The 23,034-nt window shown below is 72.4% G+C and carries 20 protein-coding genes; 10 read left to right on the forward strand and 10 right to left on the reverse strand.

Annotated elements, in window-relative coordinates; translation table 11 throughout:
• Positions 1 to 257 precede the first annotated feature (257 nt).
• The gene (locus ABD268_RS19095; protein ID WP_344156128.1) at positions 258 to 1,277 is read right to left on the reverse strand and encodes a glycosyl hydrolase family 18 protein; all 1,020 of its coding nucleotides are present in this window, start codon (positions 1,275 to 1,277) and stop codon (positions 258 to 260) included.
• 76 nt (positions 1,278 to 1,353) lie between these two features.
• Here ABD268_RS19095 and ABD268_RS19100 point away from each other — a divergent pair, with 76 nt between their 5' ends.
• Genes ABD268_RS19100 through ABD268_RS19120 form a run of 5 tightly spaced genes read left to right on the forward strand, consistent with a single transcriptional unit; the run spans position 1,354 to position 7,509 of the window.
• Positions 1,354 to 1,782, forward strand: coding sequence for an NUDIX domain-containing protein (locus ABD268_RS19100; protein ID WP_344156131.1), 429 nt, complete (start codon positions 1,354 to 1,356; stop codon positions 1,780 to 1,782).
• Positions 1,779 to 2,708 (forward strand): SMP-30/gluconolactonase/LRE family protein, encoded by a 930-nt coding sequence (locus tag ABD268_RS19105; RefSeq protein WP_344156134.1) that lies wholly within the window; start codon positions 1,779 to 1,781, stop codon positions 2,706 to 2,708. Before ABD268_RS19100 ends, ABD268_RS19105 begins: the two co-directional genes overlap by 4 nt.
• Positions 2,709 to 2,765: 57 nt before the next feature.
• Complete coding sequence (dxs, locus tag ABD268_RS19110; RefSeq protein WP_344156137.1) at positions 2,766 to 4,694, forward strand: 1-deoxy-D-xylulose-5-phosphate synthase; 1,929 nt, start codon at positions 2,766 to 2,768, stop codon at positions 4,692 to 4,694.
• Between the two features lie 11 nt (positions 4,695 to 4,705).
• On the forward strand, positions 4,706 to 5,992 hold the full coding sequence (locus ABD268_RS19115; protein WP_344156140.1) for a hypothetical protein: 1,287 nt from the start codon (positions 4,706 to 4,708) through the stop codon (positions 5,990 to 5,992).
• Positions 5,993 to 6,009: 17 nt separating this feature from the next.
• Complete coding sequence (locus ABD268_RS19120; protein WP_344156143.1) at positions 6,010 to 7,509, forward strand: amino acid permease; 1,500 nt, start codon at positions 6,010 to 6,012, stop codon at positions 7,507 to 7,509.
• Here the strand turns inward: ABD268_RS19120 and ABD268_RS19125 are convergent.
• From ABD268_RS19125 to ABD268_RS19140, 4 genes are all read right to left on the reverse strand, one after another.
• Complete coding sequence (locus tag ABD268_RS19125) at positions 7,506 to 8,207, reverse strand: L,D-transpeptidase family protein (RefSeq protein WP_344156145.1); 702 nt, start codon at positions 8,205 to 8,207, stop codon at positions 7,506 to 7,508. The two genes, ABD268_RS19120 and ABD268_RS19125, sit on opposite strands and share 4 nt — an antisense overlap.
• 18 nt (positions 8,208 to 8,225) lie before the next feature.
• Positions 8,226 to 8,549 (reverse strand): putative quinol monooxygenase, encoded by a 324-nt coding sequence (locus ABD268_RS19130; RefSeq protein ID WP_344156147.1) that lies wholly within the window; start codon positions 8,547 to 8,549, stop codon positions 8,226 to 8,228.
• Positions 8,550 to 8,638: 89 nt separating this feature from the next.
• Positions 8,639 to 10,726, reverse strand: a complete 2,088-nt coding sequence (locus ABD268_RS19135) for a 3-hydroxyacyl-CoA dehydrogenase NAD-binding domain-containing protein (protein WP_344156149.1) — start codon at positions 10,724 to 10,726, stop codon at positions 8,639 to 8,641.
• A 2-nt stretch (positions 10,727 to 10,728) separates the two neighbouring features.
• Entirely contained in the window at positions 10,729 to 11,967 is a 1,239-nt protein-coding gene (locus tag ABD268_RS19140; protein ID WP_344156151.1) for a thiolase family protein, read from the reverse strand.
• 205 nt (positions 11,968 to 12,172) lie between these two features.
• On the opposite strand from ABD268_RS19140, the gene ABD268_RS19145 reads away from it, so the two are divergent.
• The 3 genes from ABD268_RS19145 to ABD268_RS19155 are packed head-to-tail and all read left to right on the forward strand — an operon-like array spanning position 12,173 to position 14,909.
• On the forward strand, positions 12,173 to 13,120 hold the full coding sequence (locus ABD268_RS19145; protein WP_344156154.1) for a PAC2 family protein: 948 nt from the start codon (positions 12,173 to 12,175) through the stop codon (positions 13,118 to 13,120).
• A 49-nt stretch (positions 13,121 to 13,169) separates the two neighbouring features.
• The gene (locus ABD268_RS19150; RefSeq protein WP_344156157.1) at positions 13,170 to 14,027 is read left to right on the forward strand and encodes an acyl-CoA thioesterase; all 858 of its coding nucleotides are present in this window, start codon (positions 13,170 to 13,172) and stop codon (positions 14,025 to 14,027) included.
• Between the two features lie 27 nt (positions 14,028 to 14,054).
• Positions 14,055 to 14,909: an acyl-CoA thioesterase gene (locus ABD268_RS19155; protein WP_344156160.1), complete on the forward strand. Its 855-nt coding sequence runs from the start codon at positions 14,055 to 14,057 to the stop codon at positions 14,907 to 14,909.
• A gap of 2 nt (positions 14,910 to 14,911) precedes the next feature.
• Here ABD268_RS19155 and ABD268_RS22845 read toward each other — a convergent pair whose 3' ends face one another.
• Both ABD268_RS22845 and ABD268_RS19165 read right to left on the reverse strand, forming a co-directional pair.
• Positions 14,912 to 15,814: a MaoC/PaaZ C-terminal domain-containing protein gene (locus ABD268_RS22845; protein WP_425573760.1), complete on the reverse strand. Its 903-nt coding sequence runs from the start codon at positions 15,812 to 15,814 to the stop codon at positions 14,912 to 14,914.
• Positions 15,814 to 17,148: a 3-oxoacyl-ACP reductase gene (locus ABD268_RS19165; protein ID WP_344156163.1), complete on the reverse strand. Its 1,335-nt coding sequence runs from the start codon at positions 17,146 to 17,148 to the stop codon at positions 15,814 to 15,816. Before ABD268_RS19165 ends, ABD268_RS22845 begins: the two co-directional genes overlap by 1 nt.
• 130 nt (positions 17,149 to 17,278) lie before the next feature.
• Between ABD268_RS19165 and ABD268_RS19170 the strand changes: the two genes are divergently transcribed.
• Positions 17,279 to 18,574 carry an acetyl-CoA C-acetyltransferase gene (locus ABD268_RS19170; RefSeq protein ID WP_344156166.1) on the forward strand — a complete coding sequence of 432 codons (1,296 nt, stop codon included), beginning with the start codon at positions 17,279 to 17,281 and terminating at the stop codon, positions 18,572 to 18,574.
• 63 nt (positions 18,575 to 18,637) lie between these two features.
• Positions 18,638 to 20,041 carry a protein kinase domain-containing protein gene (locus ABD268_RS19175; protein ID WP_344156169.1) on the forward strand — a complete coding sequence of 468 codons (1,404 nt, stop codon included), beginning with the start codon at positions 18,638 to 18,640 and terminating at the stop codon, positions 20,039 to 20,041.
• A 16-nt stretch (positions 20,042 to 20,057) separates the two neighbouring features.
• Here ABD268_RS19175 and ABD268_RS19180 read toward each other — a convergent pair whose 3' ends face one another.
• The 3 genes from ABD268_RS19180 to ABD268_RS19190 all read right to left on the reverse strand — a co-directional run bounded on the left by ABD268_RS19180 (position 20,058) and on the right by ABD268_RS19190 (position 22,987).
• Complete coding sequence (locus ABD268_RS19180) at positions 20,058 to 20,750, reverse strand: TetR/AcrR family transcriptional regulator (RefSeq protein ID WP_344156172.1); 693 nt, start codon at positions 20,748 to 20,750, stop codon at positions 20,058 to 20,060.
• A 112-nt stretch (positions 20,751 to 20,862) separates the two neighbouring features.
• Positions 20,863 to 22,407, reverse strand: a complete 1,545-nt coding sequence (locus ABD268_RS19185; protein WP_344156175.1) for a phytoene desaturase family protein — start codon at positions 22,405 to 22,407, stop codon at positions 20,863 to 20,865.
• A gap of 127 nt (positions 22,408 to 22,534) precedes the next feature.
• Positions 22,535 to 22,987, reverse strand: coding sequence for an SRPBCC family protein (locus ABD268_RS19190; protein ID WP_344156178.1), 453 nt, complete (start codon positions 22,985 to 22,987; stop codon positions 22,535 to 22,537).
• Positions 22,988 to 23,034: the final 47 nt, after the last annotated feature.

The following is a 23,034-nucleotide window of genomic DNA, read 5'->3' on the forward strand; positions in this document are numbered from 1 at the left end:
CCGGGATGGCGTGGTCTCGACAAGCTCGACCACCGAGAGAAGTTCGACCAGCGGGGGCGACCCGTGCGCCGGGCGCTGACTGCAACCCCCGGCGTACCCGATCCCCGTAGATGCGATAGACCGCAACCATCGACGAGCCGCCGGCCGCCGGCGGGGGTCTCGAGGCTCGACGCCCGGCGTGGTCTCGACAAGCTCGACCACCGAGGGACGCTCGACCACCGAGGGACGCTCGACCACCGGGCGAGCTCGGGCCTGCCTCAGCGCAGCGCGTCGGCGGAGCCGAGCCGCCACAGCGCGAGGCCATGCGTACCCCGCCGGACGGCGAGGTCGTGGCGCAGGTCGTAGGAGCGGCCGTCGGACCACCAGAGCACGGTTCCGTTGGAGAGCCGCGCCGTCCACTCGCCGGGCCTGGCCTTCCAGACCGCCCGGGCGCCGTCCTCGCGCACCAGCCGGCGGGCGCCCTCGAGGGTGACCATGTGGCCGGTGCGGTTGCGTGGCCAGGTGTAGCCGTAGCCGGCGACCCCGAGGTCGACCTTCGACATCGGCACCTTTGTCGTGAGCGCCGCGAGCGCGCGTCGCTGCCACGTCAGCGCACCGACGGGTCCGGGCCCGGACCAGCCGGCGCCGTGCTGGTCGTAGGCCATCAGCACGACGGTGTCAGCGACCTGGCCGAGCGGCCCGAGCCGGTAGCCGAGGGCGCGGTACCCGCGCACCGAGGTGGAGGCGCTCAGGTCCACCGACACCGTGCGTTCGACGGGCATCCGGGTCTGGAGCTCCCGGAGCAGCAGCACCAGCCCCGGCCCGTCCGCGGGCCGCAGCCGCTCGAGGTCGACGTTGAGCCCGTCCCACCCCTGGTCGGAGACGTACGACGCCAGCCGCGCCGCCACGCGGCGCACCCGGCCCTCGTGGCGCAGCAGCCGGGAAACCGCGCGGGTGTCGAACGCCCCGAGCCGGTTGCTCCAGTTGCTGAACAGCGGCTCGGCCCGCACGCCGTGGTCGTGAGCCGTGCCGAGCAGCCGCAGCGCCTGCGCCGAGGGGGCGGTCACGCCCTTCCCGCTCGGGGCGAGTGTCAGGTCGGCGACACCGAGGGTGGTCAGGGCTGCGGCGTCGCGGTCGACGATCCGGTCGGAGGAGCCCTCGAGGATGTAGCCGGTCACGGCCGGTGGGGCGGCCCGGCCAGCAGGCTGCGCGAGGCTGCCCGTCGCGGAGGGCGCGGACGCACCGATGGTGATGGCCAGCGCCGTGGCCAGGATCCCGAGGTTCCTGCGGTGGAGCACGGCGCCAGACTGGCACGGCGGCGGCGTGGCGCGGCGGCGACAGGCCGGGTCGGGCCGGGACGGCTAGGTTGGCGGCGTGCAACGGTTCGCAGGCGTGATCCTCGTCGACCGTCGAGGCTGGGTGCTGCTCCAGGAGCGCGACGAGCACCCGGCCATCGACCCGGAGAAGTGGAGCCTGTGCGGCGGCCACCTCGAGCCGGGGGAGGAGTACCACGTCGGGGCGCTGCGCGAGCTCGAGGAGGAGACCGGAATCCGCATGGATCTCCACGAGCTGGAGCTCTGGACCGAGATCGAGATCGTCCACGAGGCCTACGGATCCGTCGACACGATGCAGGTCTTCGTCGGCGCCACGGCGTTGACCGACGACGACGTCGTGCTGGGGGAGGGGCGCCAGATCGTGTTCGTCGAGCCAGCGGTCGTGCCCACCCTCGACCTCAGCCCGACCGCGCTCAGGATCGTGCCCGCGTTCCTCGAGTCCGACCACTACCGGAGGCTGACCCGATGACCCAGGCCCTCACCGTCGTCCCCGTACCCGGCCCCGGCGCCGAGGACGTCGTCGTCGGCACCCGCGGCCGCGACGAGGGCGCGGTCTTCACCGGTACGGCGGACGGCAGCATCTTCCGGGTCAGCCACGACGCCCGCCGGATCGACCGGGTGGCCCACACCGGCGGCCGCCCCCTCGGGATCGAGATGGACCCCGACGGCCGGCTGCTGGTCTGCGACGCGCACCGCGGCGTGCTGCGGGTCGACCCGGCCACCGGCGCGGTCGAGCCCCTGGTCGAGCAGGTGGGCGGGCGCCCGATGATGTTCTGCAACAACGCCGCGATCGCGAGCGGTGGCGACCTCTGGTTCTCCGACTCCTCCGCGCACTTCGGGATCGAGCGCTGGAAGGACGACTTCGTGCAGGACACCCGGACCGGGCGGCTGCTGCACCGGCGTGCGGACGGGCAGGTCGACGTCGTCCTCGAGGGGCTCGCCTTCGCCAACGGCGTGGCGTTGAGCCGGGCCGAGGACTTCGTGGCCGTCGCCCAGACGGCCGCGCGCAGCGTCGTACGCCTCTGGCTCGCGGGGGAGCGGGCCGGCCAGCAGGACTTCCTGGTCGAGGACCTCCCGGGCTACCCGGACAACATCGCCCGCGGCAGCGACGGGCTGATCTGGGTGACGATCGCCTCACCCCGCGACCCGCTGGTGGAGCGGCTCCAGGCCGGCCCGCGCTGGCTGCGGCGCCAGGTCACGCGGATCCCCGAGCGGCTCCAGCCGAAGCCGAGGCAGACCGTGCGCGTGCAGGCGTACGACGACTCCGGCCGCCTCGTGCACGACTGCGACGCGCGGCCCGACGGCTACCACATGGCCACCGGTGTGCGCGAGCACGAGGGTCGGGTCTGGCTGGGCAGCCTGGAGGAGCCGGCCGTCGCGGTTCTGACTCTCTGAGGGTCCCCGGATACAGTGAACGGTCGGCAGCATTCACCCGAGAGAACCGGAGGACCCATGGGCTTGCTGGAGTCGATCGCGACCCCGGAGGACCTGAACGGCCTCTCTGAGGACCAGCTCGACACCCTGGCCACGGAGATCCGGGACTTCCTGGTCGAGACGTGCTCGCGCACCGGTGGCCACCTCGGCCCCAACCTCGGTGTGGTGGAGCTGACCATGGCGATCCACCGGGTCTTCGACTCCCCGCGGGACCGGGTGGTCTTCGACACCGGCCACCAAGCCTACGTCCACAAGCTGCTGACCGGCCGCATGGCCGGCTTCGAGAAGCTCCGCCAGGAGGGTGGCGTCAGCGGCTACCCGAGCCAGGCGGAGTCGCCCCACGACATCGTCGAGAACTCCCACGCCTCCACCGCGCTGAGCTACGCCGACGGGCTGGCCAAGGCCTACGCGATCCGCGGCGAGGACCGGCACGTGGTGGCGGTCATCGGCGACGGCGCGCTCACCGGCGGCATGGCCTGGGAGGCGCTGAACAACATCGCGATCGCCAACTCCAGCAAGCTGGTGATCGTCGTCAACGACAACGGCCGCTCCTACACCCCGACCATCGGCGGCCTCGCGAACGCGCTCACCGGGCTGCGCACCAACCCGCGCTACGAGCACGTCCTCGACATGGTCAAGCGCCGCCTCACCGCCGTGAAGGGCGTCGGCCCCGCGGCGTACGACGCCCTGCACGCGATGAAGAAGGGGCTCAAGGACGCGCTCGCGCCGCAGGGCCTCTTCGAGGACCTCGGCCTGAAGTACGTCGGCCCGGTCGACGGGCACGACCGCGCCGCGATGGAGCACGTGCTCGCCCAGGCCAAGCGGTTCGACGGCCCGGTCATCGTGCACGCGCTGACCCGCAAGGGCTTCGGGTACGACGCGGCGGAGCGCCACGAGGCGGACCAGTTCCACTCGCCCGGCCCGTTCGACGTGGACAGCGGCGAGGAGATCCCCAAGGGCCGGATCTGGACCGACGTCTTCGCCGACGAGATCGTCCAGATCGGCCAGCGCCGCAAGGACGTCGTGGCGATCACGGCCGCGATGGTGCACCCGGTGGGGCTGCACCACTTCCAGGCCCGCTTCCCCGACCGCACCTTCGACGTCGGCATCGCCGAGCAGCACGCCGCCACGTCGGCCGCGGGCCTCGCACTCGGTGGCCTGCACCCGGTGGTCGCGGTCTACGCCACCTTCCTCAACCGCGCCTTCGACCAGGTGCTCATGGACGTGGCGCTGCACAAGTGCGGCGTCACCTTCGTGCTCGACCGCGCCGGGGTGACCGGCGACGACGGCGCCTCCCACAACGGCATGTGGGACATGTCGATCCTGCAGGTCGTGCCGGGCCTGCGGCTGGCCGCGCCGCGCGACGCCACCCGGCTGCGTGAGGTGCTCAACGAGGCCGTCGAGGTCGACGACGCCCCGACGGTGGTCCGCTTCCCCAAGGGCCCGCCGCCCGAGGACGTGCCGGCGGTCGGCAGGGCCGGCGGCGCGGACGTGCTGGTCCGCACCGGCACCAAGGACGTGCTGATCGTGGCGGTCGGCTCGATGGCCACCACCGCCGTCGACGTCGCCGACCGGCTGGTCGCCCAGGGCATCGGCGTGACCGTCGTCGACCCGCGCTGGGTGATGCCGGTCGACCCCGCGATCGTCGACCTGGCCCGCGAGCACCGGCTCGTGGTCAGCATCGAGGACAACGGCAAGGTGGGCGGCTGCGGCGCGGTGCTGCTCCAGACGCTCAACGAGGCCGGGGTCACCACGCCGTTCCGCCTGCACGGCATCCCCCAGCAGTTCCTCGACCACGCGAAGCGCGCCGTCATCCTCGAGCGGATCGGCCTGACCCCACAGGCCCTGGCGCTCTCGATCGTCGAGGACATCTCGACGGGCTCGACGCACCGCATCAACGACCTGACCCCGGGGGAGTCGCTGGTCGACTCCGACCAGCCGCTGTAGGCCGCACCGCGATGCGACGCCCGCACCGGCCGCCCGGGCGCCTGCTGTCCGCGGTCCTGGTGCTGGTCGTCCTCGGCGGCGCGCTCTCCGCCTGCCGCGACGACGCCGAGAGTGCGCCCCCCTCGCCGGCGGCCCACCCCGCGCCGGACGTGCTGCACGGCCTCGAGCGGGCGCTCACCCGCCGCGCCGCGGCCGTACGCCGTGGGGACGCGCAGGCGTTCGAGTCCGGGCTGGCCGCGGGCAGGCCGGCGTTCCTGCGCGAGCAGCGCACCTGGTTCGCCAACGTGGCGCAGCTGCCGCTGGCCCGGTTCGGCTACGACCTGGACCGCAGCACCCTGGTCCGGGACGGCAAGGACTACTGGGTGGTGGTCGGGCGGAGGATGCAGCTCGACGGGTACGACGACCGTCCGGTCACCGCCCCGGACCGCTTCCGGTTCACGCCCGGCCACCGCCCGGGCCGGTACCTCCTGGCCTCGACGACCGACCCGGCCTGGGAGCGGGCGCACCACGTGCAGGCCCAGCCCTGGGACGCCGGCCCGGTGCAGGTGCGCGAGGGCTACGGCGTGCTGGGGATCTTCGACGAGGGCAGCATCGGCTCCGCCCGCGCGATCGTCTCCTCGACCGAGTCGGCGATCGGCTCCGTGGCCGCGGCCGTGCCCTACTCCTGGCCGCACTCGGTCGTTGTCTACGCCCCGTCGGACACCGACTTCCTGACCTCGCTGGAGGGCGTGCCGGGCGACGACCCGGCCAGCCTCGACGCGGTGGCGTTCAGCGTGGCCTCGGCGCCGGGTGGCCCGGTGGCGGCCACCCGGGTGGTGCTGAACCCGCGGATGCTCGACCGGGGCGCCCCCGAGCGCGACCGGCTGATCCGTCACGAGGTCACCCACGTGGCCGTCGGCCGGCACGACGACCGGGCGCCGGTGTGGCTCAGCGAGGGCATCGCGGAGCTGGTCTCGGTGCAGCCGATGGCGCCCCAGGACCGGCTGGTCCCCGAGGCCGCGGTGCGGCAGGCGCGGGCCGGGGTCGAGGACCTGCCCGAGGACGCGACGTTCAACGACGCCGAGTCCGGGGTGCACTACGCGGTGGCCTGGTGGGCGTGCCAGTACGTCGCGGAAGCATTCGGCGACGGCGCGCTGTGGGACCTGCTGGACGCCATGGACCAGCCCGGTGCCGACCCCGACCGGATCCTCGAGGAGCGGCTGGGCCTGACCTCGCAGGATCTCGCGGGGAAGGCGGGCCGGATGATCGAGGCCACCTTCGGCCCGGACGAAATCGGGGCTCGTCGGCAGCGGTCCTGAGCCGCTACCGTCCCTTCATGGACGTGTTCCGCACCAAGACCGTCGAGTACTCCATCTCCGAGACCGAAGATCCCGAGCACCGGTTGAAGAAGAGCCTCGGCGCCCTCGACCTCACCGTCTTCGGCGTGGGTGTCATCATCGGTGCCGGCATCTTCGTGCTCACCGGAACCGTGGCCGCGTCCAACGCCGGCCCGGCCGTGGCGATCTCCTTCGCCATCGCCGGGCTCGCCTGCGCGTTCGCGGCGCTGTGCTACGCCGAGTTCGCCTCGACGGTCCCGGTCGCCGGCAGCGCCTACACGTTCAGCTACGCGACCTTCGGCGAGCTGATCGCCTGGATCATCGGCTGGGACCTGGCCCTGGAGTTCACGATCGGCGCCTCGGCCCTGGCGACCGGCTTCTCCGGCTACTACCAGCAGGTCGTCGACGGTACGCCGTTCGAGGTGCCCACCTCGCTCGGCTCCGCGGCCGACGGGACCGTGGACCTGCCCGCGATCGTCATCTCGCTGCTCGTGACCGCGGTGCTGGTCGCCGGGATCAAGCTGTCCAGCCGGATCAACCAGATCATCGTGGCGATCAAGCTCCTCGTCGTCGCGGCGGTCATCATCTTCGGCATCAGCTACATCGACACCGGCAACTACACACCGTTCGTGCCGCCCTCCCAGCCGTCCCCGGCGGGCGAGGGCGGCTTCCTGCAGTCCACGCTGATCAGCTCCCTGCTCGGCATCGACCCGGCGGTCTACGGCATCGCGGGCGTCTGGTCCGGGGCCGCGATCGTGTTCTTCGCGTTCATCGGCTTCGACGTCGTGGCCACCACGGCGGAGGAGGCGAAGAACCCCCAGCGCGACGTGCCCCGCGGGATCCTCGGCTCCCTCGCCATCGTGACCGTGCTCTACATGGCCGTCAGCCTGGTCATCACCGGCATGCAGAGCTACACGAAGATCGACCCGGCCGACGCCGCACCGCTGGCCACGGCCTTCGAGTCGGTGGGGCTGGACTGGATGGACCGGTTCATCTCCGTCGGCGCCTGCATCGGGCTGATCGTCGTGGTGATGATCCTGATCCTCGGCCAGACCCGGGTCGGCTTCGCGATGGCGCGCGACGGGCTGCTGCCCCGTGGCCTGGCCAAGGTGCACCCGAGGTTCGGCACGCCGTACATCTTCACGATCATCACCGGCATCGCCGTCGCGACCATCGGCGGGCTGGTCGACCTGGCCACCCTGGCCAACCTGGTCAGCATCGGCACCCTGTTCGCGTTCGTGCTGGTAAGCGTCGGGGTGCTGGTCCTGCGCCGCACCCGGCCCGACCTGCCGCGCGCGTTCCGGACGCCGGCGGCGCCGGTCGTGGCCGGCCTCGCGGTGCTGATGTGCGTCTACCTGATGCTCAACCTGACCGGTGAGACCTGGCTCCGCTTCGTGATCTGGATGGCCCTCGGCTTCGTCGTGTACTTCGGCTACGGGCGGCAGCACAGCCGGGTCGGCATCCGGCAGCGGGAGGAGCGCAGCGACACCGCTCCCTAGACGACCCGCACCGTCGTCGGGCGGGTGGTGAAGTTCCAGACCTTGAGCGACAGCGCCCGGCTGAGCCGGATGCACCCGTGGGACTCGGTCATGTTGGTGCCGAGGTACCAGTCGGGGTGCATCTGCCTGCCGTTGGACTTGTACGTCGGGATCCGGTGGAAGCCCACGCCGCACGGCGCGAACCGCACGAAGTTCATCAGCCAGACCTCGCCGCTGCTGGTGGAGTTGCGCTTGATCCGCGCCGCCCGGCCGCAGTACGAACCGGTGCGGTGGATGCCAGCGTGCAGCACCGACGGGTTGTCCACCATCCCGCCCTGGGCGACGACGCCGCCCTTCGGGCCGACGAGCCACACCCAGTTCTGCCGGTGGCTGATCACGATCCGCCGACCCTTGCCCGACTTCGCCGGCACGGGTCGCCGGTCGCAGTGCGGCGCGGCCTCGGCGTACAACCGCTTCCGGGTGCCCGGGTCCAGCTTGCCGGTCTGGGGGCGCGCCGTCCGCGACTGGAACCGGAGCACCGCCGAGCGGGTCCACGGCCCGAGCTCGCCGTCCGCCGGCCCGGCCCGGCAGCCCAGGTGGTTGAGACGGTGCTGGGCCTTCTCCACCCACGGCCGGCCGGCCGCCTCGGCCGGGACCACCGCGAGGGCCAGCGTCAGCGCGGTGACGAGCGCGGCGACGCAGGGCAGCAGTCGGTTCATCGAGTCCTCCCGGACGGGTCAGCCGACCTGCATCTCGCCCAGCTCCGACCAGTCGTCCTGGTCGACGGACTGGCTCACGATCTTCGGGGTCGCGGCCAGGTAGCCGGGCAGCTTCTGCTGCGCGGCCTTGAAGTGGTCGCTGCTCACGTGTGCGCCGCCCGCGTCGCCGTCGCGGAAGGCCTCGACCAGGACGTACTCGTGGGGGTCGTCCAGGCTGCGGGACCAGTCGAACCACAGGCAGCCGTCCTCCGCGCGGGTGGCCTCGGTGAACTCCCGGCTGATCTCCGGCCACGCCTCGGCGTGCTCGGGAAGGACCTGGAACTTGGCGGTGATGAAGATCATCGGCTCTCCTCCTGGGCGAGGCTCGGGCGAACAAAGCAACCGGCCGGCCCGATGCTACGGGCCGGCCGGTCGTCAGTTCGTCGGACAGGTCAGTGGAACTTCTTCCCGCTGACCTTCTCGCCGAGCCCCTCGCGGTCCAGCAGCATCGTGAGCCCGCCGTTCCAGAACGAGAAGCCCGCGCCGGTGATCATCGCCAGGTCCAGGTCCTCGGGAGCGGCGACGACACCCTCGTCGAGCATCAGTCGCGCCTCCTCGGCCAGCCCGGACAGCACCCGGGTGCGGACCTCGGAAGGCTCGAGCACGACCGGGCTCTCCGGGGTCTCCAGCAGCGCCTCGACCTCCGGGTCGAGCGCCCCGTCGGGGCCGTAGTACGACGTCTTCCGCGCCGCCACCACGCGCTCGAGCGCGGGGGACACGTAGAACCGGTCCGGGAACGCACGCTCGAGCGTCTCCACGTTGTGCAGCGCGATCGCCGGCCCCACGAGCGCCAGCAGCTGATGAGGCGGCATCGGCGCCACGCCCGCGAACGCACCGTCCACGACCGGCACCGGGGTGCCCTCGTCGACGATCCTGCCGACCTCGCCCATGAAGCGGCCGAGCAGCCGGTTCACGATGAAGGACGGGCTGTCCTTGACCAGGATCGTGGTCTTCTTCAGCGCCTTGCCGGTGGCGAACGCGGTCGCCAGCGTGGCGTCGTCGGTCGCCCCGCCCTTGACGATCTCCAGCAGCGGCATCACCGCGACCGGGTTGAAGAAGTGGAAGCCGACGACCCGCTCGGGGTGCTCGAGGTCGGCGGCCATCTCGGTGATCGACAGCGACGAGGTGTTGGTCGCCAGGATGCACTCGGGCGACACGACCTTCTCGACGTCCGCGAAGACCGACTTCTTGACCGACATCTCCTCGAAGACCGCCTCGATGACGAAGTCGGCGTCGGCGAAGACCTCGCCCTTGTCGATCGCGCCGGAGACCAGCGCCTTGTGGCGGTTGGCCTTGTCCTGGCCGATCCGGCCCTTGGCGTGCAGCTTGTCGATCTCGCCGTGGACGTAGGCCACGCCCTTGTCGACGCGTTCCTGGTCGAGGTCGGTGAGGACCACCGGCACCTCGAGGCGGCGGACGAAGAGCAGTGCGAGCTGGCTGGCCATCAGGCCCGCGCCCACGATGCCGACCTTGGTGACCGGGCGGGCCAGCGACTTGTCGGGCGCACCCGCCGGGCGCTTGGCCCGCTTCTGCACCAGGTCGAACGCGTAGAGCGACGCGATCAGCTCCGGCGTCTGCGACATCGCCTGGAGGGCGTCGTCCTCGCGGGCGAAGCCTGCGTCGCGGTCGCCGTCGCGGGCCGCGTCGATCAGCTCGACGGCCGTCCTCGCGGCCGGGCTGGCCCCACCGGTCTTCTGCTCGGCGACCTGGGCGCCGTGCGCGACGGCCGCGTCCCACGACTCGCCCCGATCGATCTCCGCCCGGTCGACGGTGACCTTCCCGGCCAGCACGTCGGCGGCCCAGAGCAGCGACTGCTCGAGGTAGTCGGCGCCGGAGAAGCAGGCGTCGGCCAGGCCGAGCTCGAAGGCGGCCTTCCCGCCGAGGGTCTTGCCGTTGTTGAGCGGGTTCTCGAGGATCAGCTTCACGGCCTTCTCGGGGCCGACCAGGTTCGGCACCAGGTAGGCGCCGCCCCAGCCGGGGATCAGGCCGAGCATCACCTCGGGCAGCCCCAGCGCGGGAGCACTGTCCATCACGGTGCGGTAGGTGCAGTGCAGCGCGACCTCGAGGCCGCCGCCCAGCGCGAGGCCGTTGACGAACCCGAACGACGGCTTCCCACCGTCCTGCAGCTTGCGCATGACCGCGTGCCCGAGCTCGGCGATCACGCGTACGCCGTTGGGGCCGCCGCCGGCGATCGAGGTCAGGTCCGCACCGGCGGCCAGGATGAACGGCTTGCCGGTGACGCCGAGCGAGGTGATCTCGTCGTCGGCCAGCGCCGCGTCGATGGCGGTGTTGAGCGAGATCAGGCCGCGGGGCCCGAACGTGTTCGGCTTGGTGTGGTCCTCGCCGTTGTCGAGGGTGATCAGGCCCATCACGCCGGCGCCGCCGGGGAGGGTGACCTTGCGGAGCCTGGCCTCGGTGACGCGCTCGGCGTCGGAGGAGATCTCCTCGGCCTTCGTCAGGAGGTCGTTGATCGCGGTCATCTTCAGGCGCCCTTTCCGTCGTTCGTGGTCTCGACAGGCTCGACCACCGAGGAGCCGTTCCAGTTCGGGTTCTCCCAGATCACGGTGCCGCCCATGCCGATGCCGATGCACATCGTGGTGAGGCCGTAGCGGACCTCGGGGCGCTCCTCGAACTGGCGGGCCAGCTGCGACATCAGCCGCACGCCCGAGGACGCGAGCGGGTGGCCCATGGCGATGGCGCCGCCGTACGGGTTCACGCGCGCGTCGTCGTCGGCGATGCCGAAGTGCTCGAGGAAGGCCAGCACCTGCACGGCGAAGGCCTCGTTGACCTCGAAGGCCTGGATGTCGTCGATGGTCAGGCCGGCCTGCTTGAGGGCCTTCTCGGTCGCCGGGATCGGTCCGGCGCCCATGACCTCGGGCTCGACGCCCACGAACGAGTAGGACACCAGCCGCATCTTGATGGGCAGGCCCAGCTCGCGGGCCGTCTCCTCCTCGGCGAGCAGGGCCGCGGTGGCGCCGTCGTTGATGCCGGCGGCGTTGCCGGCGGTGACCTTGCCGTGGGACCGGAACGGGGTCTTCAGCGTGGCCAGCGACTCGAGCGTGGTGCCGGGACGCATCGGCTCGTCGGTGCTCGCGAGACCCCAGCCGAGCTCCGCGGACCGGGTGGCGACCGGGACCAGGTCGGGCTGGATCTTGCCGGCGTCGTAGGCGGCCGCGGTCTTGTCCTGGGAGCGGACCGCGTAGGCGTCGACCCGCTCCTTGGTGATCGTCGGGTAGCGGTCGTGCAGGTTCTCGGCGGTCTTGCCCATGACGAGCGCGTCGGGGTTCACGATCCGCTCGGAGAGGATCCGCGGGTTCGGGTCGACGCCCTCGCCCATCGGGTGTCGGCCCATGTGCTCGACGCCGCCGGCGATGGCCACGTCGTAGGAGCCGAACGCGATGCCCGAGGCGGTCGTGGTCACCGCGGTCATGGCACCGGCGCACATCCGGTCGATGGCGAAGCCGGGGACGCTCTGGGGGAGTCCCGAGAGCAGCGCGGCGGTGCGGCCGATGGTCAGGCCCTGGTCGCCGATCTGGGTGGTGGCGGCCACGGCCACCTCGTCCACCCGCTCGGGCGGGAGCGAGGGGTTGCGGCGCATGAGCTCGCGGATGCACTTGATGACGAGGTCGTCGGCCCGCGTCTCGGCGTACTGGCCCTTGGCCTTGCCGAACGGGGTGCGTACGCCGTCGACGAAGACGACCTCTCGCAGCTGTCGGGACACTCTCGTGGTCCTCTCACGGATGGGGTGCGGGGGATGGTGCCGCGCCAACGTTACCCTGCGGTAACAACGCTCGGCAGCGGGGTGACGGTGTGGGTGTCGTCACCACCACCCCGGGGAGGGACGCCGGGGAATATCGTGGGCAGCGACGGTGCTGCCCACCCGCGCCCCTCGTTGCCACAGCTCCACCACCCGGAAGGACCTCCCCGTGTCGCAGGAACCCCGTCTCGTGCACATCGTCGACGACGTGCCCGAGCTCGACGCCGCCGTCGGCGAGCCCGGTCAGGAGCGCGCCCTGACCATGGTGCTCGTCCTCGACGGGTTCCTCGACGCGGGCAACGCCGCCGCCCGCGCGGCCCAGCACCTCGTCGACCTCGGCGAGGGCCCGGTGGTGGCGACCTTCGACGTCGACCAGTTCCACGACTACCGCGCCCGGCGCCCGGCGATGTCGTTCGTCCGCGACCACTACGAGGGGTACGACGCCCCGCGGCTGGTGGTGCGGCTGCTGCGCGACACCGGCGGCACGCCGTACCTGCTGCTCCAGGGGCCCGAGCCGGACAACCGGTGGGAGGCGTTCACCCGGGCCGTCCGCGAGGTGGTCGAGCGCTTCCGCGTGACCCGGGTCGTCAGCATGGGCTCGGTGCCGATGGCGGTGCCGCACACCCGCCCGATCGCGATCACCCACCACGCCAACGACCCCGGGCTGCTGATCGGCGAGAGCGCCTGGCGCGGCGAGCTGCGGATCCCCAGCAGTGCCCAGGCGCTGCTGGAGGTCCGGCTCGGTGAGTGGGGGCACGCGGCGATGGGCTTCGTGGCGCACATCCCGCACTACCTCGCCCAGCTCGACTACCCCAAGGCCGCAGCGGCGCTGCTCGAGCACGTCGAGAAGGCCGGCCGGCTGACCATCGACCTCTCCGACCTGCTGGTCGAGGCCGAGGAGCGCGAGGTCGAGATCGCCCGCTACCTGGCGGCCAACGACGAGGTCAACGACGTCGTGATCGCCCTCGAGCAGCAGTACGACGCCTTCGAGCGGGCCGAGGAGAGCGGCTCCAGCCTGCTCGCCGAGGACCAGCCGCTGCCGACCGGCGAGGAGATCGGGCAGCAGTTCGAGCAGTTCCTGGCCGGGCTCGACGGTCCCGACGCCGACCAGCCCTGACCCGCCTCCACCGACCCGCCGGCCCCGCCGGCCCGACCCAGGAGCCTGCGTGCCCGCATCCGCCGACGAACTCCTCGCCCTGCTCGACCTCGAGGACCTCGACGTCAACCTGTTCCGGGGCCGGCAGCCCGAGACCTCGCTCCAGCGCGTCTTCGGCGGCCAGGTGGCGGCCCAGGCGCTGCTGGCCGCGGCGCGCACGACCGACCCGGCGTACGTCGTGCACTCGCTGCACTCCTACTTCCTGCTGCCCGGCGACACCGCGGTGCCGATCATCTACGACGTGGAGCGGCTCCGGGACGGGCGCTCGTTCGGCACCCGCCGGGTCGTGGCGCGCCAGCACGGCCGGCCGATCTACTACCTCACCGCGAACTTCCAGAAGGCCGAGGAGGGCTTCGAGCACCAGGACGTCATGCCCGAGGTGATCCCGCCCGAGGAGGGGCTCGACCTGGGTGCGATGTTCCGGTCCCGTGGCGGCGGAAGCACCGAGGAGTGGGAGCGGGAGTGGGCGGCGCTCGACGTGCGCTACGTCGGCAACTCCCGGCAGGGACTGCCCGAGGACCCGGCCCATCCCGCGCGGGCGCGGCTGTGGATCCGGGTCAACGGCGAGATGGGTGACGACCCGCTCCAGCACCTGGCCGCCTTCACCTACGCCAGCGACATGACCCTGCTCGGCTCGACCCTGGTGCCGCACGGCGTCAACATCTCGAGCCCGGGCATGCAGGTCGCCTCGCTCGACCACACCGTGTGGTTCCACCGGTCGTTCCGCGCCGACGAGTGGTGGCTCTACGACCAGGAGAGCCCCTCGGCCTCCGGCGGGCGCGGGCTGGCCGTGGCCCGGGTCTTCACGCAGGACGGCACCCTGGGCGCGACCGTCGCCCAGGAGGGCCTGATCCGCCACCGCGACTGACCGCCACCCCGACCGAAGGACCGCCCCGTGCCCACCGTTGCCCGCGACCTCCTCGAGCTGCTCGACCTCGAGGAGCTCGACGTCGACCTGTTCCGCGGCCGGCAGGCCGACACCGACCGGCAGCGGGTCTACGGCGGCCAGGTGGCCGCCCAGGCGCTGATCGCCGCCGGGCGCACCGTCGACCAGGGGTACGCCGCGCACTCGCTGCACTCCTACTTCCTGCTGCCCGGCGACACCGCGGTGCCGATCATCTACGACGTCGAGCGGATCCGGGACGGGCGCTCCTTCGCCACCCGCCGGGTCGTGGCGCGCCAGCACGGCCGGCCCATCTACTACCTCACCGCGAGCTTCCAGAAGGCCGAGGACGGCTTCGACCACCAGGACGTGATGCCCGACGTCCCGGCGCCGGAGGACGGGGTCGACATGATCGGGCTGATGCGGGCCGGCGGGGCCCCCGATGCCGACGCCCTGGCCCGGGAGTGGGCGGCGCTCGAGGCGCGCCACCTCGGCACCTCGCGGCGCGGTCTGCCCGAGGATCCCGAGCACCCGTCACGGGCCCGGATGTGGGTCCGGATCAGCGACCGGCTCCCCGACGACCCGGTCGTGCACCTCGCGGCCTTCACCTACGCCAGCGACATGAGCCTGCTGGGCGCCTCGCTCGCGGCGCACGACACCAACCCGGCGAAGGTCCAGATGGCCTCGCTGGACCACACGCTCTGGTTCCACCGGCCGTTCCGCGCCGACGAGTGGTGGCTCTACGACCAGGCCTCGCCGTCGGCCGGCGGCGCGCGCGGCCTGTCGCTGGCCCGGGTGTTCACCCGGGACGGCCGGCTGGTGGCCAGCGCGGCGCAGGAGGGCCTGATCCGCCCGCGCCGCGACTGACCTCAGAGTCCCTGGGTGCGGCCGGCCAGGTGCGGGGCGCCGGACCTCGGGCTGGACAGGGAGAACGCGTAGCCGTCCTCGAGGGGCCGCGACCCGAACGCCACCGGGCCGGGCAGCAGGACCGGCTTCTTGAAGGCGACCTCGACCCGGACGGCGTCCGGGAGGCGGTTCTCCAGCATCGCGACGCACCGGGCCTTGCTCCACATGCCGTGCGCGATCTGACGCGGGAAGCCGAGTGCCTTCGCGGTCAGCGGGTAGAGGTGGATCGGGTTGTGGTCGCCCGACACCGCGGCGTACCGCCGGCCGAGGTCGCCCGGCAGCTGCCAGACGATGCCGGTCGGCGGGGCCTCCGGGAAGGACCTGCCGGCTGCGGCACCGTCGTCGCCGCGCCCCCGGCGCAGGAACGTCGAGGTCTCCTCCCACACCAGCTCGCCGGCCGAGTGGACCGTGGTGAGCATGTCGAAGACCTGCCCCTTGGCGTGCGGTCGGAGGTTCTCGGCGCGCGCCGTGACCTGCACCTTCTCGGCGACGGCGACCGGCCGGTGCTGGGTGATGGAGTTCTCCAGGTGCACCGTCCCGATGGCCGGGAACGGGAAGGAGGTGTCGGTCATGATCGCCATGTGCAGGCCGAAGGCCAGCAGGTGCGGGTAGGTCAGCGGCACCGTGTCCTTGCGCGGGAAGCCGCAGACCTCGGCGTACGCCGCGACGTGGCTTGGGTCGATCGGCACGTCGTGTCGGGTCAGGGCCAGGTGGGGCAGCTCGCTGCCGTGCTTGCGGATCCCGGGCAGCGCGCCCAGCGCCGGCACGGACGGGAGCGCGGCCTTCAGCAACATCGGCAGCGCGTGGGGAGACCCCTCCACCACCCGCGGAGCGCTGCCTTCGTTGGTCGAGCCTGTCGAGACCATCAGGCGCCCAGCATCATCTGGCCGCAGACCCGGACCACGTTGCCGTTGACGGCGGTGGAGCCGGGGTTGGCGTACCAGGCGATGGTCTCGGCGACGTCGACCGGCAGGCCGCCCTGGGACATGGCGTTCATGCGCTGGCCCACCTCGCGGGTCGCGAACGGCACCGCCGCGGTCATCTGGGTGATGATGAAGCCCGGCGCGACCGCGTTGATCGTGATGCCGTCCTTCATCTCGCCGGCGAGCGAGTCCACCAGCCCGATGACGCCCGCCTTGGAGGCGGCGTAGTTGGTCTGGCCGACGTTCCCGGCGATCCCGGCGATCGAGGCGACGCCCACGATCCGGCCGTTCTCGTTGACGACGCCCTGGTCGAGCAGCTCGCGGGTGATCCGCTCCGGGGCGATCAGGTTGACCGCCAGCACCGAGTCCCACCGGTCCTCAGCCATGTTGGCGAGCTTCTTGTCGCGGGTGATGCCGGCGTTGTGGACCACGACGTCGACCCCGCCGTGCTTCTCCTTCAGGTGGTGCGCGATCCGCTGCGGCGCGTCCTTGCCGGTGATGTCGAGGGTCAGGTGGTCGCCGTCGAGCTCCCTCATGAGGGCCTGGAGCTCGCTGGCCGCCTGGGGCACGTCGACGCCGACGACCGTGGCGCCGTCGCGGTGCAGCACCCGTGCGATCTGCTCACCGATGCCGCGGCTGGCCCCGGTCACGAGCGCGACCTTGCCCTCCAGCGGCCGCTGCCAGTCGGTGACCTCGACGGCCTTCGTCGTCCCGGTCGCGCCGATGCGGACGACCTGGCCGGAGACGTAGGCCGACTTGGGGGAGAGGAGGAACGCCAGCGTGGACGCGCTCGCCGCCTCGGCGCCCTCGGCGACGTAGGCGAGCTGGACCGTGCCGCCGTGGCCGATCTCCTTGCCGAGGCTGCGGGTGAAGCCCTCGAGCGCTCGCTGGGCGACGCGCTCGCCACCCTCGACGCTCTCCGGCGGGGTGCCGAGCACGACCACGCGCGGGCAGGTGTCGAGGCTGCGCAGCACCGGGGTGAAGAAGTCCCGCAGCGCGTGCAGGTCGGCCGAGCCGGTGAGCCCGGTGGCGTCGAAGACCAGGCCCTTGAAGGTCTCGCCCTCGGCGGCTGCCTGCGAGGAGGCGATGCCGAGCAGGTCGAGCAGGCCCGGGAGCGACTCGGCGAGCCGGCCGCGCCCGCCCACGAGCACGGTGCCGTCGACGAGGGGTGCGCCCTCGGTGTACCGCTCCAACGGGGTGGGGTTGGGCAGGCCGAGGTTCTTGACGAGCAGCTTGCCGACCGGCGACTGCACGAAGCCCTGGTACTTGTCGCTCATGGACGTCGAGTCCTCCTGGAGACGGGGCGGGAACAAGATCATGTAACTAGACGTGTAACTCTGCGTCCACATTTCGTGACGTGGCACTCATAACCTTCACTCCCTGCCGCGTGAACGCAAGGATGTCGCCATGAAGACCGAGACCCGCCGCGTCGCCCTCATCGGCGGCAACCGCATCCCGTTCGCCCGTTCCAACACCGTCTACGCCGACGCGTCCAACCAGGAGATGCTGACCGCCGCCATCGACGGCCTGGTGGCCCGCTTCGGGCTCGAGGGCGAGCGGCTCGGCGAGGTGGTCGCGGGTGCGGTCCTCAAGCACTCGCGCGACTTCAACCTCACCCGTGAGGCCGTGCTCGGCTCGAAGCTCTCCCCGGAGACGCCGGCCACCGACCTCCAGCAGGCCTGCGGCACCGGTCTCCAGGCGGCGATCCAGGTCGCCAACAAGATCGCGCTCGGCCAGATCGAGGTCGGCATCGCCGGTGGCACCGACACCACCTCCGACGCGCCGGTCGCCATCAGCGACAAGCTGCGCAAGAAGCTGATGAAGGTCAACGCCGCCCGGGACACCAAGGGCCGGATCACGGCGCTGGGCGCCATCCGCCCCGGCGACATCGGCCTGGAGATCCCGCAGAACGGCGAGCCGCGCACCGGCCTGTCGATGGGGGAGCACGCGGCCCTCACCGCGCTGGAGTGGCAGATCGGCCGCGAGGAGCAGGACGAGCTCGCCGCCGCCTCCCACCAGCACCTCGCCGCGGCGTACGACGAGGGCTTCCTCGACGACATGGTCACGCCGTTCCGCGGCGTCGAGCGCGACAACAACCTCCGCCCCGACTCCAGCGCCGAGAAGCTCGCCAGGCTCAAGCCGGTCTTCGGCAAGGGCGAGGCCGCCACGATGACCGCCGGCAACTCGACGCCGCTGACCGACGGCGCCTCGACCGTGCTGCTGGCCTCCGAGGACTGGGCCAAGGAGAAGGGCCTCCCGGTCCTGGCCTACCTGACCGCCTACGAGACCGCCGCGGTCGACTACGTCCACGGCGGTGAGGGCCTGCTGATGGCGCCGGCGTACGCCGTGGCGCGGATGCTGCAGCGCGAGGGCCTCTCGCTGCAGGACTTCGACTACTACGAGATCCATGAGGCGTTCGCCTCCCAGGTGCTCTCGACCCTCAAGGCGTGGGAGGACCCGGTCTTCTGCAAGGAGCGCCTCGGCCTCGACGCGCCGCTGGGTGCGATCGACCGCTCGAAGCTCAACGTGAAGGGCTCCTCGCTGGCGGCCGGGCACCCGTTCGCCGCCACCGGCGGGCGGATCGTCACCGTGCTCGCCAAGCTGCTCGCCGACAAGGCCGGCGCCGACGGGTCCGGCGGACGGGGCCTGATCTCGATCTGTGCCGCCGGCGGCCAGGGCGTCGTCGCCATCCTCGAGCGCTGACCCCGAGCCCTCCCTCGGCGCCGCTGCCGGCATCAGTCGGCGCAGGACGGGTACGACCGTCGCATGGAGGATGTCGTGGGTGACCTGGCCGGCGGCCGCTACGAGCTCCACGAGATGGTGGGCTCGGGCGGCACCGGCTCGGTCCGCCGGGCCCACGACACCCTCCTCGACCGTTCGGTGGCGGTGAAGATGCTGCGCGGCAACACCGCCGACGAGACCGTCCGGGCGCGGATGCGTGCGGAGGCCCAGCTGGCCGGCTCGCTGCACCACCCGGGCATCGCCCAGGTCTACGACTACGGCGAGGAGACCGCGGACGGCGCCCCCGCGCCGTACATCGTGATGCAGTACGTCGAGGGCACCTCGCTGTGGCAGGTCCTGCGCGAGCGCCGCACCCTGCCGCCGGTCGAGGTGATGCACCTCGTGGCCCAGGTGGCGTCGGCCCTCGAGGTGGCCCACGAGGCCGGCATCGTGCACCGCGACCTGAAGCCGGCGAACATGCTGGTCACGCCCGAGGGCCGCATCGTGCTGGTCGACTTCGGCATCGCGCGCACGCAGGACGCAGACCCGTTGACGCTGACCGGCACGATCGTCGGGACCGCCGACTACATCAGCCCCGAGCAGTCCGAGGGACGGTCGGCGACCAGCCGGTCCGACCTCTACTCCCTGGGGATGGTCGCCTACGAGTGCCTCAGCGGCAGGAAGCCGTTCCGCCGCGACTCCGACGTGGCCACCGCGCTCGCGCACATGGTGGACGAGGCGCCCCCGCTGGGCCCGAACGTGCCCGAGGACGTGCGAGCCCTGGTCGAGCAGATGATCGCCAAGGACCCCGAGGACCGGCCGGTCGACGCGGCCGAGGTCGCCGCCCGCGCGGCAGCGCTCGCCGGGCCCCTGACCAGCGCGCCGCAGCCGTCCGGGTCGGTGGAGGTCCCCGGGGCGCCGGTGCCGAGTGCGGGGCTGCGCCGCCCGTCGATGCGTCACCACCCGGTGTTGCGCTCCCGACGGGTGTACGTCAGCGCCTCGGCCCTGCTCGCTGCGGTGGCCTGCTCGGTGTTCGTCGCCGCGCGGTCCCCGGCGGTGCGGGTGCCGGACCTCGAGGGGCAGCGTGCCGCGCCGGCCGAGCAGACCCTGGAGGACCACGGCTTCGACGTGCGACGCTCCTACGCCGACCAGCCCGGCACCCGGCGCGGAACCGTCCTCGACCAGCGTCCGGCGCCCGGCACGCGTGGCGAGGACGACACGGTCGTGACGCTGACGGTGGCCTCGGGCCGGGCCGACCTCCGCGCCGAGGACGTGACGGGGGAGTCCTACGACCAGGCGGCCCGCGACCTGGTCGCCCTGGGCCTGGTGCCCTCGCGGGCGTACCGGACCCAGGCCGAGGGTGCTGGCGGGGTCGTGGCGGTCCACCCGACCGGACGGTTGCCGCAGGGGACCGCAGTCACGCTGATCGTGGCCGTCGCTCCGGAGTGACCTGCAGCGACCCGGTTCAGCCGGGCCGCGCGGCGAGGGCCAGCGCGGAGGCGACCAGGTAGTCCTTGACCTGGTCCGGCGAGATCGAACCGACCGTGGGGATGCCGGGAGCGGCCTCCTTGACGAGGATCCCCACCCGCGCCAGCTGCAGGGCGCCGAGCCCGCTGGCGTAGAGCGTGTTGGCGAGCAGCGTGGGGTCGGCGACCGTGAAGTCCCCGGAGGCGACCCCGTCCTCCAGTGCGCTGCTCAGCGTCGCCAGGCACGAGGAGATGCCGCGGCCGAGCCGGAACAGCGCCCCCTCGGAGATCTCCTCCAGCAGCTCCGGGCCGCTGCGGCGCATCAGGGCCTGGGCGCAGTCGGTGAAGGCGGGGTGCGCCAGCCCGTAGTCGACGAACGCCCCGACGATCGCCTCCAGCCGCTGGCGCGCGTCGTCCTCGGACGCCGCCGCTGCGCTCAGGGCGTCGCGCAGCTCGTCGAGGTAGGTCACCAGGGTGAGCGCGAAGAGCTCCTCCTTGCCGGTGAAGTGCCGGTAGACGATCGCGCGGTTGATCCCGACCGCGCGGGCGATGTCCTCGATCTGTGCGTCGCGCACGCCGCGCTCGTCGAAGAGGGAGCGGGTCGCCGCGAGGATCTCCTTCTCGCGGGCCCGGCGGCGGGTCGCGGCGGCGGAGCGCCGGCCATCCACCACGGGCTGTTCCTGGGTCGGCATGTACCCATCGTAGGGAAGTGCAACGCCGAGTTGCACGGCTGTGGCACGCGCGTGACGAATCGTGGGACGGGGCGGGACGACGCCACCGGGCGGGGCCGCCCGGGTCAGCCGGTCATCCGGCTGGCACCGGCGTCTCGGCGGCCGCCCTGCGTGCGGCGGCCTGCCCGGACGCCATCACCGCGTTCATCCCGCCGACGGTCGTCCAGGCGCCGGCAAGGTGGAGGTTGGGCAGGGGGGTGGTCGTCGGCAGCCAGCCCAGTCCGCTGTTCTCCGGGGTGTTCTCGTAGCCCTCGATCGCTCCGCGTGGACTGCGGGTGTAGCGGTGGTTGGTCAACGGGGTGGAGGCCTCGCGGTGCTGGACGGCCTCGAGCAGTCCGGGGATCGCTTCCGCGGCGCGGGCCAGCAGCATGTCGGAGACGTGCTGCTTGATCGCCTGGTAGCGCGGCAGGTCCTGGTAGTGCGCCAGGTCGCCGCCGCTGCCCCAGGTGTCCTCGTGGTCCCAGGGAGCCACGGTGGTCAGCACGACGACGGCATGCCCCGGCGGGGCGCAGCCGGGGTCGACCCGGGTGTAGTCCGTCACCGCGATCGCGGTCTTGTCCCAGTCACCCCCCTGCGCAGCGCGCCACGCGACCTCGGGGTCGCCGGAGGGGTCGAGGAAGAGCTCGTGCGGCAGCCCCTGCTGGGCGGGGACGTCGCGGTCGAGACCCAGGTAGACCGAGAAGGTCGTGTAGCCGGGCCGGGGTCGCTCCACCTGGTCCACGTAGCCGACCGGGAGGTGCTGGCGGCCCACCATGTCGAGCATCGTTCGCGGGGCGCTTGCGTTGCTCACGACCACGTCGGCGGCGAGGTGCAGCCCCTGATCGGTGTTGACCGCGACGACGCGGCCGTTCTCCACCTCGAGGCCGGACACCAGGTGTCCGTACCGGATCTCGCCACCGTGCGCCTGCAGGCTCTGGGCCAGGGCGGTGGAGATCGCCTGCGCACCGCCTTCGGGGTACCAGCCGCCGTGCTGGTGGTAGGAGCCGGTCATCGCCGCGCCCACGGTCGCTGCCAGGTGTGCGGGCGGCAGGCCCGCATAGCCCCACAGGGCTCCCAGCGCCCCCCGGGCCCGCGGGTCCGTCACGTGCCGGCGCAGCAGCTGGTCCCAGGTCTCTCCGGCGGCGCGCGCGAGCGCCGGGTACTGCCGCATCAGGCCCTCCAGGTCTGGGGCGCGACCGGCTGCCGTGTCGACCTCGAGCCGCCGGGACTCCCGGTAGACCGTGTAGGCCTCGTCGAGATAGGCGCGGATGCCCTCGATCTGCTCAGGGAAGTGTCGAGCCAGCTCCGCCTCGTAGTGGAACGGGTCTGCGTGCGCGACGAGGTCCCGGTCTCCGGAGCGCACCACGTAGAGCGGGTCGAGCCGGTGCAGCCTGAGCAGGTCCCCGATGCCGAGCTCGCGGTAGAGGTGGTCCACCCCGCCGCCGCAGTCCAGGCCGTTCAGTGCGTGCAGGGCGGCGTCGAACCGGTACGGCCCGCGCTGGAACGCGGTGGCGTACCCGCCAGGCACGGCGCCCTGCTCCAGGACGACGGGGTGCCTGCCCTGCATCGCCAGCGTCACCGCGGCCGCCAGCCCTCCCAGCCCGGCCCCGATCACGACAGCGTCGACGCGCTCGACCATCACAGCCTCCCGATGTCGGTGTTTGCTCCCCTCGTTCGAGGACATCGCCGCCGACAGGCACGCGGGCAGAGGCAGAGGTCCTGAGCGGGCGACTCCCTGAGGGAGTGCGCTGCGTGGCTGTCTCGTGCTACCGGCTCGACGCGAGGAGGTCGCGCAGCTTCTGGAAGGACTCCGTCCAGCCGTCCCGGTGCAGCGCGAGCCGCGCCTCGGTCGCGAACTCGTCCTGCACCAGTGAGAGCTCCGTGCCGTCGCCCCTGGCGCGCAGCGACAACCGGACGACGGTCTCGCGGTCGTCGGGGTCGGGCTCCTCCCAGCGGAAGCTGTAGACGAGGTGGTCCGGCGGGTCGATCTCGAGGAACTCGCCCGCGAGGTGGAACAGGTCACCTTCTGGTGGCTGCATCCCGAAGCGGTAGCCGCCGCCGACGCGCAGGTCGAGCTCGACCTCGGGGATCGTGAAGCCGGCAGGCCCCCACCACTGCGGCAGGACAGCCGGGTCGGTCAGCGCGTCGAAGACCCGCTCGCGTGGTGCGTCCAGGACGCAGCCGAGCTCGAGGACCAGTCGGTCCGCGGGACCGTTCATGTCTCCACTCTCGCACCACCCCCGAACACCGGTCTCCGCTGGAACCG

It is taken from the genome of Nocardioides koreensis (assembly GCF_039531775.1).
In the GTDB taxonomy this organism is placed as follows: Bacteria; Actinomycetota; Actinomycetes; order Propionibacteriales; family Nocardioidaceae; genus Nocardioides; species Nocardioides koreensis.

Excerpts from the sequence above, each read along its gene's own strand:
- ABD268_RS19105 (WP_344156134.1), top strand. The coding sequence starts at position 1,779 with ATGACCCAGGCCCTCACCGTCGTCCCCGTACCCGGCCCCGGCGCCGAG.
- dxs (WP_344156137.1), top strand. The coding sequence starts at position 2,766 with ATGGGCTTGCTGGAGTCGATCGCGACCCCGGAGGACCTGAACGGCCTC.
- ABD268_RS19115 (WP_344156140.1), top strand. The coding sequence starts at position 4,706 with ATGCGACGCCCGCACCGGCCGCCCGGGCGCCTGCTGTCCGCGGTCCTG.
- ABD268_RS19120 (WP_344156143.1), top strand. The coding sequence starts at position 6,010 with ATGGACGTGTTCCGCACCAAGACCGTCGAGTACTCCATCTCCGAGACC.
- ABD268_RS19125 (WP_344156145.1), bottom strand. The coding sequence starts at position 8,207 with ATGAACCGACTGCTGCCCTGCGTCGCCGCGCTCGTCACCGCGCTGACG.
- ABD268_RS19130 (WP_344156147.1), bottom strand. The coding sequence starts at position 8,549 with ATGATCTTCATCACCGCCAAGTTCCAGGTCCTTCCCGAGCACGCCGAG.
- ABD268_RS19135 (WP_344156149.1), bottom strand. The coding sequence starts at position 10,726 with ATGACCGCGATCAACGACCTCCTGACGAAGGCCGAGGAGATCTCCTCC.
- ABD268_RS22845 (WP_425573760.1), bottom strand. The coding sequence starts at position 15,814 with ATGGTCTCGACAGGCTCGACCAACGAAGGCAGCGCTCCGCGGGTGGTG.
- ABD268_RS19165 (WP_344156163.1), bottom strand. The coding sequence starts at position 17,148 with ATGAGCGACAAGTACCAGGGCTTCGTGCAGTCGCCGGTCGGCAAGCTG.
- ABD268_RS19170 (WP_344156166.1), top strand. The coding sequence starts at position 17,279 with ATGAAGACCGAGACCCGCCGCGTCGCCCTCATCGGCGGCAACCGCATC.
- ABD268_RS19175 (WP_344156169.1), top strand. The coding sequence starts at position 18,638 with ATGGAGGATGTCGTGGGTGACCTGGCCGGCGGCCGCTACGAGCTCCAC.
- ABD268_RS19180 (WP_344156172.1), bottom strand. The coding sequence starts at position 20,750 with ATGCCGACCCAGGAACAGCCCGTGGTGGATGGCCGGCGCTCCGCCGCC.
- ABD268_RS19185 (WP_344156175.1), bottom strand. The coding sequence starts at position 22,407 with ATGGTCGAGCGCGTCGACGCTGTCGTGATCGGGGCCGGGCTGGGAGGG.
- ABD268_RS19190 (WP_344156178.1), bottom strand. The coding sequence starts at position 22,987 with ATGAACGGTCCCGCGGACCGACTGGTCCTCGAGCTCGGCTGCGTCCTG.